Raw genomic sequence first — 14,225 nt, forward strand, 5'->3', positions numbered from 1 at the left:
TGGATAGGGTGTTATGTCCGGAAAAGCGCAACAGCAGTCTCGTATCAAAGAGTTGATCACACTTGGTCGTGAGCAGGGCTACCTGACTTACGCGGAGGTCAACGACCACCTGCCGGAGGATATTTCAGATCCGGAACAGGTGGAAGACATCATCCGCATGATCAATGACATGGGGATCAACGTATTCGAGGTTGCGCCAGATAAGGATTCCCTTATGCTGGCCGACGCCGATACCGACGAAGCCGCAGCCGAAGAGGCCGCTGCAGCGTTGGCTGCGGTCGAGACCGACATTGGTCGCACTACCGACCCGGTGCGCATGTACATGCGCGAAATGGGTACGGTGGAGCTCCTCACGCGTGAAGGCGAAATCGAAATCGCCAAGCGTATTGAAGAGGGCATCCGTGAGGTGATGAGCGCAATCGCGCACTTCCCTGGCACGGTTGATCATATTCTCTCCGAGTACACCCGCGTCACCACCGAAGGTGGTCGCCTGTCCGACGTTCTGAGCGGTTATATCGACCCGGACGACGGCATCGCGCCGCCTGCGGCAGAAGTGCCGCCGCCGATTGACGCGAAAGCCGTCAAGGCGGATGACGATTCCGACGACGAAGAGGGTGAAGCCTCCGATGACGAGGAAGAAGCCGAAAGCGGTCCGGATCCGATCATCGCTGCACAGCGTTTTGGCGCTGTGGCCGATCAGATGGAAATCACCCGCAAGGCGCTGAAAAAGCACGGTCGCAACAACAAGGCAGCGATTGCCGAGCTGTTGGCCCTGGCCGAGCTGTTCATGCCGATCAAACTGGTGCCGAAGCAATTCGAAGGCCTGGTCGAGCGCGTTCGCAGTGCCCTGGATCGCCTGCGTCAGCAAGAGCGCGCAATCATGCAGCTCTGCGTTCGTGATGCGCGCATGCCGCGTGCCGACTTCCTGCGCCAGTTCCCGGGCAACGAAGTCGACGAAAGCTGGAGTGATGCCCTGGCCAAAGGCAAAGGCAAATACGCTGAAGCCATTGGTCGTCTGCAGCCGGACATCATCCGTTGCCAGCAGAAGCTGACCGCGCTGGAAACCGAAACCGGTTTGACCATCGCCGAGATCAAGGACATCAACCGTCGCATGTCGATCGGTGAGGCCAAGGCCCGCCGCGCGAAGAAAGAGATGGTTGAAGCCAACTTGCGTCTGGTGATCTCCATCGCCAAGAAGTACACCAACCGTGGCCTGCAATTCCTCGATCTGATCCAGGAAGGCAACATCGGCTTGATGAAAGCGGTAGACAAATTCGAATACCGTCGCGGCTACAAATTCTCGACTTATGCCACCTGGTGGATCCGTCAGGCGATCACTCGCTCGATCGCCGACCAGGCCCGCACCATCCGTATTCCGGTGCACATGATCGAGACGATCAACAAGCTCAACCGCATTTCCCGCCAGATGTTGCAGGAAATGGGTCGCGAACCGACCCCGGAAGAGCTGGGCGAACGCATGGAAATGCCTGAGGACAAGATCCGCAAGGTATTGAAGATCGCTAAAGAGCCGATCTCCATGGAAACCCCGATCGGTGATGACGAAGACTCCCATCTGGGTGACTTCATCGAAGACTCGACCATGCAGTCGCCAATCGATGTTGCAACCGTTGAGAGCCTTAAAGAAGCGACTCGCGAAGTACTGTCCGGCCTCACTGCCCGTGAAGCCAAGGTATTGCGCATGCGTTTCGGTATCGACATGAATACCGACCACACCCTTGAGGAGGTTGGTAAGCAGTTCGACGTGACCCGTGAGCGGATTCGTCAGATCGAAGCCAAGGCGCTGCGCAAGCTGCGCCACCCGACGAGAAGCGAGCATCTGCGCTCCTTCCTCGACGAGTGATCACAGAACCCCCGGCCCAGGCCGGGGGTTTTGCTTTGTACAGATTAAATCCCCCTGCTTCCCCCCTCCGCCCTGTAGCCGTCTACACTCGAAACATTCCCCCGAGCCATAACGAGACCGTTATGCCCAGACTGCCGACCGTGCTTTTTTTGCTGTCGCTGATGACCTGGACCGCAACGGCAGGCGCGCTGACTCTCACTGACGAAGAACGTAGCTGGCTGGCGGCTCACCCGGAATTGCGCCTGGGTGTCGATGCGTCATGGCCGCCCTTCGAGTTTCGTGACGATGAGGGCCGCTACCAGGGCCTTGCCGCGGATTACATTGAGGTCATCCGCAAAAGGCTGGCAACCCGGCTCACGCCCATCGAGCCGGTGAGCTGGACCGCCGTCCTGGAACAGGCCAAGAAGGGCAAGCTGGACCTGCTGCCGGGCATCATGTCGACCCCGGAACGCCAGAATTACCTGTCGTTCACCCGCCCCTATCTGGATTTTCCGATTGTCATCCTGGCCCATGTCGGGGGTCCTCAGCCACATAACCTGAAAGACCTGTACGGCCTGAAAATCGCCGTGGTGGAAAACTACGCCCCCCACGAACTGCTGCGTACCCACCATCCTGACTTGAACCTTGTGGCGATGCCCAACGTCAGTTCGGCGCTGCAGGCGCTGGCCATCGACGAAGTAGACGCAGTGGTAGGCGATCTGGCTTCCAGCGTCTGGAGCCTGCGCCAACTCAAGCTCGATGGGTTGTATGTCAGCGGTGAAACGCCCTATCGCTATCAACTGGCCATGGGTGTACCCCGCAACAACAAGATGCTGGTCGGCATTCTCGACAAAGTCCTGGCGGACATGAGCCCGGCTGAAATCAGCGCCATTCAGGAGCATTGGGTCGGTAACGTCCTCGATCATCGAACTTTCTGGAGTGACTTGCTGGTGTACGGCCTGCCCGGATTGCTGCTGCTGACTACCGTGCTGGCGGTGGTTATCCGCATCAACCGCCGCTTGAGCTCGGAAATCGCCCGCCGGGTCGACCTTGAACAGGAACTGCGCAGCAGCGAATACCACTATCGCGGCCTGGTGGAGAGCCTGTCGGCCATCGCCTGGGAAGCAAAAGTCACGGACTTCACCTACAGCTATGTATCGCCCCACGCCGAAGACCTTCTCGGTTATCCCCTGTCCCATTGGCTGATTCCAGGCTTCTGGCGCAACATCATTCACCCTGCCGACCTGACCCGCGCCCAGACCTTCTGCGATCACGAAGTACTGGCCGGGCGCGATCACCGCCTCGATTACCGGGTGATCACCGCCGACGGCCGCTGCCTGTGGGTGCGAGATATCGTCAGCCTGATCGAGCACGGGCATGAGCCGGTGCTGCGCGGTTTGATGATCGATATCACCGACGCCAAGCGCACTGAAGAAGCACTGCGCCTGTCGGAACAGAAATTTGCCTCCGTGTTCCAGCAATGCCCGGACATTCTGGTGATCGCGCGCCTGAGCGACGGTTGCCTGCTGGAGGTCAACGAAGCGTTCGAGGAGCAAATCGGCCTCAAGGCTGAGGACGTCATTGGCCAGACCGCCACCAACCTGAACATCTGGGGGATTCCCGGTGTCGGGCCGGGACTGCTGCAACGCTTGCAGGCCGGCAGCATCCGCAACCTGGAAATGCCCTTTCGCCGCAGCAACGGCCAGGTGTTTACCGGCCTGATCTCCGCCGAACCGTTCGACCTCGACATGACACCGGCGCTGGTGGTTGTGGTGCGGGACATCACCCAACTCAAGGAAACCCAGCAACAGCTGCAAACATCCGAAGAAAAGTTCGCCAAGGCCTTCCACGCCTCCCCCGACGGTTTGCTGCTGTCACGGCAAAGCGATGGCTTGCTGTTGGAGGTCAACGACGGTTTTAGCCGCATCACCGGGTTCAACAGCGCCATGTCGGTGGATCGTTCGGCGCTGGACCTGGGGATCTGGGTCAACCTCAATGAACGCAAGCAAATGCTCGATCTGCTGCGCCGCGATGGTTTTGTCCGCGACTTCAGTTGCCATATCCGCCGCAGCGACGGGCAGATCCGACTCTGTGAAGTATCCAGCCGTCCACTGCCGATTGGCGATGACGACTGCATGCTGACCATCGCCCGGGACATCACCGAGCGGCACCTGATGCAGGAAAAACTGCAACAGGCCGCCACCGTGTTCGAAAGCACCGCCGAAGGCGTGTTGATCACCGATACCCAACAGCACATCAGCGCGGTCAACCGTGCTTTCACCGAAATCACCGGTTACAGCGAAAGCGAAGCCCTGGGCCACACGCCACGCCTGCTCGCCTCGGGCCTGCATGACAGCGCGTTCTACGCGGCCATGTGGCATCAATTGACCGCCGAAGGCCACTGGCAAGGCGAGATTTCCAACCGACGCAAGAATGGCGAGCTGTATCCAAGCTGGCTGACCATCAGTGCCGTGCGCAACCGGGAGAACTTCATCACCCACTTTGTCGCGGTGTTCGCCGACATTTCCAGCCTCAAGCACGCCCAGGCCAAACTCGACTACCAGGCACACCACGACCCGCTGACCGGCCTGCCGAACCGCACGCTGTTCGAAAGCCGTCTGCTGACGGCGCTCAACAGCCAGCAGGAAAACGGCGGCCAGGGCGCGGTGCTGTTCCTCGACCTCGACCGCTTCAAGCACATCAACGACAGCCTCGGCCACCCGGTCGGCGACCTGCTGCTCAAGGGCATTGCCGTGCGCCTCAAGGAACAGTTGCGTGACATCGACACCGTGGCGCGCCTGGGGGGTGACGAATTCATTATCCTGCTGCCAGGCCTGCAACAATCCAGCGATGCCGACCACATCGCCACCAAACTGCTCAACTGTTTCGCCGCGCCGTTCCAGGCCGGTGAACACGAGTTTTTCATCAGCGCCAGCATCGGCACCAGCCTCTATCCGAAGGATGGCTGCGACGTTGCCACACTGATCAAGAACGCCGACGCCGCGATGTACCGCTCCAAGGCCAAGGGCCGCAACCGTGTCGAAAGCTACACCCGCGACCTCACCGCCCAGGCCAGCGAACGCGTGGCGCTGGAACACGAACTGCGCCGTGCCATCGAGCGCAACGAGTTGCGCCTGTGCTACCAACCGAAAATCAGCCTCGAAGACTACAGCCTGGTCGGCGCCGAAGCCCTGATCCGCTGGAACCATCCGACCTTTGGCGACGTGCCCCGGGAACACTTCATCCCGCTGGCTGAAGAAAACGGCATGATCCTGCAAATCGGCGACTGGGTCCTGGAAACCGCCTGCCGGCAGATGGCCGAATGGCACCGGCTGTACGAAAATCCCGGCCCGCTGTCGGTCAACCTGGCCGGTGCCCAACTACGCCAACCCAACCTGCTGGGTCGCATCGAACAGTTGCTCAAGGACAACGGTCTCAACCCCGGTTTCCTGCAACTGGAAATCACCGAAAACTTCATCATGAGCCAGGCCGAAGAAGCGCTGGCGGTATTGCATCAACTCAAACAACTGGGCGTGCAACTGGCCATCGATGACTTCGGCACCGGCTACTCGTCCTTGAGTTACCTCAAGCGCCTGCCGCTGGACATCCTCAAGATCGACCAGTCCTTCGTCCGCGGCCTGCCGGACGATCCCCACGACGCGGCGATCGTCCGCGCCATCATCGCCCTCGGACGCAGCATGCAGTTCACCGTGATTGCCGAAGGGGTCGAGACCCACGCGCAACAGCAATTCCTCGCCGCCGAAGGCTGTGAACAAATCCAGGGCTACATCGTCAGCCTGCCCCTACCCCCCGACGAATTTGCCGCAACGTTTCTTCGTACAGCAGTAAAGGCTTTTTCGGATAGCACAGTCGCAAAACCGTCGCTATAATCCGCGACCTACTGAGGGCCTATAGCTCAGTTGGTTAGAGCAGAGGACTCATAATCCTTTGGTCCACGGTTCAAGTCCGTGTGGGCCCACCAAACAAGAAAGCCGCGCAATGCGCGGCTTTTTCGTGCCTGGCGTTTAGTTTTGTTTACTTAAGCTCTCGCTTTATCGGATGACGCCCGCAGACCTTGTAGGCAAACTCCGAATCTTCTATTTGGGCACTTTGCCGCCTTGTTGCCCTTTTCTTCGACGGGATAGTCTCCGGACGTCGCTGACCATTCAGCGATCGGGCTTGGAAACCCGCCGAACTCTAGCCGCAACAGCGCCCTCATCACGATTGCTTGTATTGTGTGATCCTGAGTTATGACGGCTGTGCGTGGGACGCCTTCGGGCGTGCCGGTTCCTAGGTTCCCGGTTTTCCAACCTGCGTACAGCCGTCACCCATTCGCTTGGAAACGATTGTGGCGGCTCCTAGAACCCAGGAGTAAAACCATGACTGAAGCAGATTCACCCGCACCCTCAGACCTGAAAACCGCCGGCTTCACACCCTTCCTGTACCTCTCGGATCAACCTCTGTTCCACGTCTGCCGCAACGTCCCCATCGCCGACGCTCTGGCCCAAGCCTCCGACCTGCTGTTCCTCGCCAAGTCCCTCATCGTGGACGCCGCCTACTCCCAAGACTCCGACCGCCACGCCTGGGCCGCGCATTACCTGACGACGATGAGCAAAGCGGTGATTGATGATGTGGTAAAGGTGCTGACGCGCCGGCCTGTTCAAATGAGAAAGGAAGCAGCCCCATCGAAAAACACATAATCACGGCAAAGTTGATAATTCCCAAAAAGGGACCTATCGTTCCCTTTTTGGGACTTATAGAACCGACCATGCCTGCCATCCCGCTAAGCGATGCTCTCTTTACTGCCACCCAGCAAAAAGTGCTGGGCATGTTGTATGGCAAACCGGATCAGAGCTTCTATGCCAATGAAATATCCCGCTGGGCACAGGTCGGCAAGGGCAGCCTGATGCGTGAGCTGGAGCGTCTGCATAGCGCAGGCATTCTCACCATGAGTCGACGGGGTAATCAGACGCACTACCAAGCCAACCCTGAGTGCCCCATCTATGCAGAACTGCTTGGGATTGTGCGTAAGACTTTTGGCATTGCAGAGCAGCTGCGTGCGGCCTTGACTCCGCTGAATGATCAGTTGGTATGGGCGTTCATCTATGGCTCCATTGCCAAGGGTAACGAGCACGCAGGCAGTGACATTGACCTGATGCTGATTGGTGAAAATCTCAGTTACAGCGACTTGATGGAACGGGTACTGCCCGTAGAGGAACAGCTTGGCCGCACCATTAACCCAACGCTCTACACACTGGTCGACTGGCAAACCAAGAAGGCGGCCGGCAACAGCTTTGTAGTGCGGGTTGAACAACAGGACAAAATTGATTTGATTGGCCACAATCCAGCAGAGGTAGCCGATGGGCAGTAACGAAAATCTGGAAAACCTGGTGCGTAGCGGCGGCCTCAAAGCCGAACCGCCAGATCGCAAGGAATGTAAAGGGCTGCTGAGATCGGCCACGGACCGCTTGAAGGATGCTCACAGTTCGGCCCTGTCCTTCGCCAGTCGCTTCGACCTCGCCTACAACGCTGCACATGCCCTGGCACTGACGGCCATGCGTCTACAGGGTTTTCGCTCTGACCGCCGTTATCTGGTGTTTCAATGCCTTGTACATACTCTCGGTCTGAACAAAATCCAGGTACGCCTGTTTGCGCTTTGTCACGAGCGCCGCAATCTGGCTGAGTACGAAGGTTATATGGATGTAGACGAAACCCTTCTGGCTGAGCTACTAGGGGCGACTGATGCACTGTTGCTACGGGTGCAAGACGCAATGTTTGATAGCAAGTAACACTTCAGCTCTTCGTTATTTCCAATACTGAACGGCATCACTGCAACTGTCAGTCCAAACACGTAACGAAGGGATGGCCTGCACCGCCCGCAACCGTTCCAGCATCAGCCCGGTGTACACAACCTCATACGTATCCGCCCCCCGCCCCCATTGCTCAACGAGCACCATGCCGTCGACCAATGTCGCCGCCAATTCGGCAATCGTCCCGGCCTGATCTTCGATAATTCCTTGAGTCCGAATCCAAACCCGATCTGTCATCGCTTTAAGCTCCGCCGCTATCTGCTCAGACGACGCAGGATCGGTATCGGGGCAAGTGATATTGCGCAGCAGATGCTGAAGCTCCCTGATTTTTGCGTAGTCTTGTTCCGCCCCCTGCCCGCCTTTGAGGATGGCTGTGGCTTTCAGCTTATCGACGCGTTTGGCGGCTGAAGTTTTTGAAGGGAGTGTCTGCGCCATTGCGCCAGCCAGGAGCACCATCATCCGGGCTTCCAGATGCTCCTTCATGGCTTCCATCGACGAAATCGGGCGCACCAGCGTAATGCAGGCCCCTCCCTGGTGCCGCAGATCCATAGTCACCGTCAGGGTCACGCCGCCCGTTTCAAACCCCAGGGCGCGGGCCACGACGTAGTGGCCCATTTCGTGATGGGCGATCTGCAGGGCATGATCGCGTACTGCGGGGGGCATCTTCCTCGTCATATCCATTGCCTCGGAACCTTCGTTCTCGCATTCGACTACGAGTGACGGTCGCTGTCCATCCTGATGCCCCGCGCAATGTGGGAGCGAGCCTGCTCGCGATGGACTTGAAAGCACCGCGCCCATTCAGACAGCACGCGTTATCGTTCACGACCTTCGCGAGCGAGCTCGCTCCTACATCACCTTATTTGGGCAAAGCATAGGCAATCACATAATCCCCACGATCGGTCGACTGCCGCGCACCACCCACCGTCAGCAGGATGTACTGCTTGCCGGTTTTCGGCGATACGTAAGTCATCGGCCCGGACTGGCTGCCCACTGGCAAACGCGATTTCCAGATTTCGTTGCCGTTGCCGGTGTCGAAGGCGCGCAGGTAGAAGTCCTGTGTGCCAGCGAAGAACAGCAGGCCCGACTGGGTGGCCAGCGATGCGCCGAGGGTCGGCATGCCGATCGGGATCGGCAGGTGCATGCGGATGCCCAGCGGGCCGGTGTCTTGCACGGTGCCGACCGGGACTTGCCACATCAGCTTGTGGGTCTTGAGGTCGATGGCCGACATGGTGCCGAACGGTGGTTTCTGGCACGGAATGCCGACCGCCGAGAGGAAGCGCTCGCGCATGGCGCCGAACGGTGTGCCTTCCTGCGGTACCACGCCCATTTCAATTCCACTGGCCCCGGCGCCGATCTTGTCGCGCGGGATCATGTAGTTGGCCAGGCCCAGGCGCATGTCGTTGACGAACATGTAGTTCGTGTTCGGATCGACCGAGACGCTGCCCCAGTTCATGCCGCCCAACGAACCCGGGAATTGCAGGGCGCGGTCCATGCCCGGCGGGGTGTAGACGCCTTCGTGGCGCATGCCTTTGAACTGGATGCGGCACATCAACTGGTCGAACGGCGTGGCGCCCCACATGTCGGATTCGGTCAGGGTCTTGTTGCCTATTGATGGCATGTCCACCGAGAACGGCTGGGTTGGCGAGTAGCGTTCGCCGGGAACCTTGCCTTGCGGCACCGGGCGCTCTTCGACGCGGGCGATAGGCACGCCGGTTTCGCGGTTTAGCAGGAAGATTTCGCCCTGCTTGGTGACTTGCGCCAGGGCTGGCTGGGTGCCGCCCTTGTCGTCCGGCACGTCGTACAGCAGTGGCTGTGCCGGCAGGTCGAAGTCCCACAGGTCGTGGTGAGTGGTCTGGAAGTGCCAGCGTACCTGGCCGGTCTTCACATCGATAGCGACGATGGACGAGCTCCACTTGTCGTCGAACTCGGTACGTTGGCCGCCGAAGAAGTCTGGCGTCGCGTTGCCAGTCGGCAGGTACACCAGACCGAGCTTGGCGTCGTAGGACATGGCCGACCACACGTTCGGCGTGCCACGGGTGTAGGTCTCGCCAGCAGGTGGGCGTTTGGTGGTGTTCGGGTTGCCCGGGTCCCATGCCCATACCAGTTCACCACTGCGCACGTCGTAGGCACGCACCACGCCCGGCGGTTCGCCGGTGGAGTAGTTATCGGCCACGCGACCACCGACGATCACCACGTCCCCAGCGACCAATGGGGTCGAGGTTTGTTGGTAGTAACCGGGCTTTACTTCGCCCATGTCAGTGGTCAGGTCAACGGTGCCTTTGTTGCCGAACTCTTCGCAGGGCTTGCCGGTGTCGGCGTTGATGGCGATCAGACGCGCGTCGCCGGTCGGCAGAAACAGACGCTTCGTACAGGCGGTTGGCTGATTGTCCGAAGACACCGGGGTTTCGGAGTAGCCCAGGCCACGGCAACGCTGCCAGTTGGGCGCGGTGCCTTGCGGGTCGAACTTCCAGCGCTGGGCGCCGGTGTCGGCATCCAGGGCGAAGACTTTGCCGTAGGCGGTGCAGGTGTAGACGGTGTCACCGATTTGCAGTGGAGTGTTCTGGTCTTCGGCGCCGGCACCGGTGCTTTGCGGAATATCGCCGGTGCGGAAGGTCCAGGCGACCTGCAATTTGTCGATGTTGCCCTTGTTGATCTGGTCCAGGGCCGCAAAGCGATTACCGGCGGTAGTGTTGCCCCAGTGCGCCCAGTCTTTCTGTTCGGTGCCCGGAGTGACCGGCGTTACCGCGGGTTCGGTGGTGGCCTTGACCACGTGGGTCGGCACGAACATGTAGGCCATCGTCGCAACGACTGCGACACCCAAAATGCCAGCCAGACCATAAGCGCCACGCCCGCCGGTCGCGCCCGAAGCACGGACCAGGGTCGGATAGATCAGCGCCACAACCAGACCGATCACGGCAAAGGTCAGTATCCGTGAGACCAGCGGCCAGTATTCAAGGCCCGCATCCCAAACGGCCCAAATCGCAGTGAGGACCAACGCCACACCATACAGCCAGGCGCCGAGCGGCTTGCGCCGGGCAATCATCAACCCGGACGCCAGCATCGCCAGCCCCATCAGCAGGAAATACCAACTGCCACCCAGCGCGATCAGATAGCCACCGCCACCGGCCAGGCCAAGCCCGATCAGTGCAATCAGCACACCCAGCCCCGCCAGCAACCATTTACTGCCGGCGGCAGCCCCAGAATTGTTCATGTCGGAATTTTTCCCCAGTTGTGACAAGGTCGGAATAATGTACTACCTAGTTACTTATGGCAATTTGTCGCAGGCAAAAATGTCATGAACGGTATTGAGGCTAGATCAAATCTCCGTCGCGAGCGTCCTGCAGAAACTGCCTGTAACATGCTTGCGCACTGATCCATGCCGCTGGAGATAACCCTTTGCCTGACACTCGCACGCCTGTTCTCGATGAAATCGACCGCCAACTGATTGCCGCCCTGCAGATCAACGCCCGCGAGAGCGTGGCCATGCTCGCCCGGCAATTGGGCATTGCCCGCACCACTGTGACTTCGCGCCTGGCGCGGCTGGAAAAGGCCAAGGTGATCACCGGCTACGGCGTGCGCCTCGGGCAGCGGGTGGTGGATGGCGGGTTGCAGGCGTATGTGGGGATCACCGTGCAACCACGCTCCGGCAAGGAGGTGCTGCGGCGCCTGAGCGCGATGGCGCAGGTGCAGCAGTTGTGTGCGGTGAGTGGCGAATTTGATTATGTGGCGTGGTTGCGCACCGATTCGCCGGAGCAGCTGGATCAGTTGCTGGACCAGATTGGCAGTGTGGATGGGGTGGAGAAGACCACGACTTCGATCATCTTGAGCAGCAAGATTGATCGGGGGCAGCCGGTTTGAGTTTCTGCCTGTAGTTTTTTGGGTGCCAGAGCTGGCCTCTTCGCGGGCAAGCCCGCTCCCACAGTGGTCAGTGTGCATTGATAGATCGTCATACTGATCAAACTAATAGCAAAATGACGACACTTTGCGTCTTATTAACGTGTTCTGTGCTCTCTAGAATGGCTGGCATCTTTTCCTATACTCAGATGCGCATTCCGCGTCGGGTCGCCAGCAAGGTCAGCCATGAACAAGAACAATCGCCATCCTGCAGACGGTAAGAAACCAGTCACCATTTTCGGCCCGGACTTTCCTTTCGCCTTCGACGACTGGATCGAACACCCGGCCGGGCTGGGCAGTATTCCCGAGCACAATCACGGTGCCGAAGTGGCGATTGTCGGCGGCGGGATCGCCGGCCTGGTGGCGGCGTATGAGTTGATGAAGCTGGGCCTGAAACCGGTCGTCTACGAAGCTTCGAAAATGGGTGGCCGTCTGCGCTCCCAGGCATTCAATGGCGCCGAAGGCATCGTTGCCGAACTGGGCGGGATGCGCTTCCCGGTGTCGTCAACCGCGTTCTATCACTACGTCGACAAACTGGGTCTGGAAACCAAACCTTTCCCCAACCCGCTAACGCCCGCGTCGGGCAGCACGGTGATCGACCTCGAAGGTCAGACCCATTACGCACAGAAGCTGTCGGACCTTCCTGCACTGTTCCAGGAAGTGGCTGACGCTTGGGCCGATGCCCTGGAAGCCGGCTCGCAGTTCTCCGATATCCAGCAAGCCATTCGCGACCGCGACGTACCGCGACTCAAGGAACTGTGGAACACCCTGGTGCCGCTGTGGGACGACCGCACCTTCTACGACTTCGTCGCCACGTCCAAGGCCTTCGCCAAGCTCTCGTTCCATCACCGTGAAGTGTTCGGCCAAGTCGGTTTCGGCACCGGCGGCTGGGATTCGGACTTCCCGAACTCGATGCTGGAAATCTTCCGCGTGGTGATGACCAACTGCGACGATCACCAGCACCTAGTGGTCGGCGGTGTGGAACAGGTACCACAAGGCATCTGGCGCCATGTGCCGGAGCGTTGCGCGCATTGGCCGGCCGGCACCAGCCTCAGTTCACTGCACAACGGCGCACCGCGTACCGGCGTGAAGAAGATTGCCCACGCGCCGGGCGGCCGTTTCGCCGTCACCGACAACTGGGGCGACACCCGCGAGTACGCCGCGGTGCTGACCACCTGCCAGAGCTGGCTGCTGACCACCCAGATCGAATGCGACGAAACCCTGTTCTCGCAAAAAATGTGGATGGCTTTGGACCGCACCCGCTACATGCAGTCGTCGAAGACTTTCGTGATGGTCGACCGCCCGTTCTGGAAGGACAAGGATCCGGAAACCGGCCGCGACCTGATGAGCATGACCCTCACCGACCGTTTGACCCGTGGCACTTATCTGTTCGACAACGGCGACGACAAGCCGGGGGTGATCTGCCTGTCGTACTCGTGGATGAGCGACGCGCTGAAAATGCTGCCCCAACCGGTGGAAAAACGCGTGAAACTGGCGCTGGATGCACTGAAAAAGATCTACCCGAAAGTCGACATCGCCGCGCGGATCATCGGCGACCCGATCACCGTTTCGTGGGAAGCCGACCCGCATTTCCTCGGCGCGTTCAAAGGCGCCCTGCCCGGCCACTACCGCTACAACCAACGCATGTACGCCCACTTCATGCAAGACGACATGCCAGCCGAACAGCGCGGCATCTTCATCGCTGGCGACGACGTTTCGTGGACGCCGGCCTGGGTTGAGGGCGCGGTACAGACCTCGCTCAACGCGGTGTGGGGCATCATGAAACACTTCGGCGGTGCAACTCACGCCGAGAATCCGGGTCCAGGAGATGTGTTCAACGAGATCGGACCGATCGCCCTGCCCGAGTAAGAGGAATCCGAAATGCGCGTAGCCCTTTACCAATGTCCGCCGCTGCCCCTGGATGTCGCCGGCAACCTGCAACGCTTGCAGCAGCTTGCGCTGGAGGCAAAAGGCGCCGATCTGCTGGTGCTGCCGGAGATGTTCCTGACTGGCTACAACATCGGCGTCGATGCCGTCAGCGTGCTGGCGGAGGTGTACAACGGTGAGTCGGCGCAGCAGGTTGCGCGCATTGCCAAGGCTGCCGGGATCGCCATTTTGTATGGCTATCCCGAGCGCACCGAGGACGGACAGATCTACAACGCCGTGCAGTTGATCGACTCTGACGGCGAGCGCGTCTGCAACTACCGCAAAACCCATCTGTTCGGCGATCTGGATCACTCGATGTTCAGCGCAGGTTCCGACGAGTTTCCCATCGTTGAGCTCAACGGCTGGAAGCTCGGTTTCTTAATCTGCTACGACCTGGAATTTCCGGAGAACGCCCGACGCCTGGCCCTGGCCGGTGCCGAGCTGATCCTGGTGCCGACTGCGAACATGATTCCGTTCGATTTCGTCGCCGATGTCACCGTGCGCGCCCGCGCCTTCGAAAACCAGTGCTACGTGGCTTATGCCAATTACTGTGGGCACGAAGGCGACATCCACTACTGCGGCCAGAGCAGCATCGCTGCGCCGGATGGCAGCCGCATCGCTCAGGCGGGACTGGATGAATCGCTGATTGTCGGTGAGCTGGATCGACAGTTGATGGTCGATTCCCGCGCCGCCAATCGCTACCTCCTCGATCGCCGCCCCGAGCTTTACGGCGAGCTGAACAAGTCCTAATCCGC

At 59.7% G+C, this 14,225-nt stretch carries 10 protein-coding genes and 1 tRNA gene; 9 read left to right on the forward strand and 2 right to left on the reverse strand.

The annotated features are described in order from the left end of the window. Nucleotides 1–13 precede the first annotated feature (13 nt). The 6 genes from rpoD to PSJE_RS17055 all read left to right on the forward strand — a co-directional run bounded on the left by rpoD (nucleotide 14) and on the right by PSJE_RS17055 (nucleotide 7,629). Entirely contained in the window at nucleotides 14–1,861 is a 1,848-nt protein-coding gene (gene rpoD / locus PSJE_RS17030; RefSeq protein ID WP_057713062.1) for an RNA polymerase sigma factor RpoD, read from the forward strand. A gap of 122 nt (nucleotides 1,862–1,983) precedes the next feature. Next, nucleotides 1,984–5,730, forward strand: coding sequence for a bifunctional diguanylate cyclase/phosphodiesterase (locus tag PSJE_RS17035; RefSeq protein ID WP_090451756.1), 3,747 nt, complete (start codon nucleotides 1,984–1,986; stop codon nucleotides 5,728–5,730). 15 nt (nucleotides 5,731–5,745) lie between these two features. Next, a tRNA-Ile gene (locus PSJE_RS17040) sits at nucleotides 5,746–5,822 on the forward strand. Nucleotides 5,823–6,219: 397 nt separating this feature from the next. Beyond that, nucleotides 6,220–6,540, forward strand: a complete 321-nt coding sequence (locus tag PSJE_RS17045; protein WP_090451758.1) for a DUF3077 domain-containing protein — start codon at nucleotides 6,220–6,222, stop codon at nucleotides 6,538–6,540. Between the two features lie 68 nt (nucleotides 6,541–6,608). Continuing rightward, nucleotides 6,609–7,211, forward strand: coding sequence for a nucleotidyltransferase domain-containing protein (locus tag PSJE_RS17050; protein ID WP_057713049.1), 603 nt, complete (start codon nucleotides 6,609–6,611; stop codon nucleotides 7,209–7,211). Next, a complete protein-coding gene (locus PSJE_RS17055) occupies nucleotides 7,201–7,629 on the forward strand; it encodes a hypothetical protein (protein ID WP_090451760.1) in 429 nt (142 codons plus the stop codon). The genes PSJE_RS17050 and PSJE_RS17055 overlap by 11 nt, the downstream gene beginning before the upstream one ends. Nucleotides 7,630–7,644: 15 nt before the next feature. On the opposite strand, the gene PSJE_RS17060 is transcribed toward PSJE_RS17055, so the two are convergent. Then, nucleotides 7,645–8,325: a zinc metalloprotease gene (locus PSJE_RS17060; protein ID WP_090457706.1), complete on the reverse strand. Its 681-nt coding sequence runs from the start codon at nucleotides 8,323–8,325 to the stop codon at nucleotides 7,645–7,647. 181 nt (nucleotides 8,326–8,506) lie between these two features. Next, the gene (locus tag PSJE_RS17070; RefSeq protein ID WP_090451762.1) at nucleotides 8,507–10,861 is read right to left on the reverse strand and encodes a glucose/quinate/shikimate family membrane-bound PQQ-dependent dehydrogenase; all 2,355 of its coding nucleotides are present in this window, start codon (nucleotides 10,859–10,861) and stop codon (nucleotides 8,507–8,509) included. 185 nt (nucleotides 10,862–11,046) lie between these two features. Here PSJE_RS17070 and PSJE_RS17075 point away from each other — a divergent pair, with 185 nt between their 5' ends. From PSJE_RS17075 to PSJE_RS17085, 3 genes are all read left to right on the forward strand, one after another. Then, nucleotides 11,047–11,508: an Lrp/AsnC family transcriptional regulator gene (locus tag PSJE_RS17075; protein WP_046039454.1), complete on the forward strand. Its 462-nt coding sequence runs from the start codon at nucleotides 11,047–11,049 to the stop codon at nucleotides 11,506–11,508. A gap of 222 nt (nucleotides 11,509–11,730) precedes the next feature. Then, nucleotides 11,731–13,413 (forward strand): flavin monoamine oxidase family protein, encoded by a 1,683-nt coding sequence (locus PSJE_RS17080; protein WP_057713046.1) that lies wholly within the window; start codon nucleotides 11,731–11,733, stop codon nucleotides 13,411–13,413. A gap of 12 nt (nucleotides 13,414–13,425) precedes the next feature. Then, nucleotides 13,426–14,220: a carbon-nitrogen hydrolase family protein gene (locus PSJE_RS17085; protein WP_057713045.1), complete on the forward strand. Its 795-nt coding sequence runs from the start codon at nucleotides 13,426–13,428 to the stop codon at nucleotides 14,218–14,220. The last annotated feature ends 5 nt before the right edge of the window (nucleotides 14,221–14,225 follow it).

This window comes from Pseudomonas jessenii (assembly GCF_002236115.1).
Classification (GTDB): Bacteria; Pseudomonadota; Gammaproteobacteria; order Pseudomonadales; family Pseudomonadaceae; genus Aquipseudomonas; species Aquipseudomonas jessenii.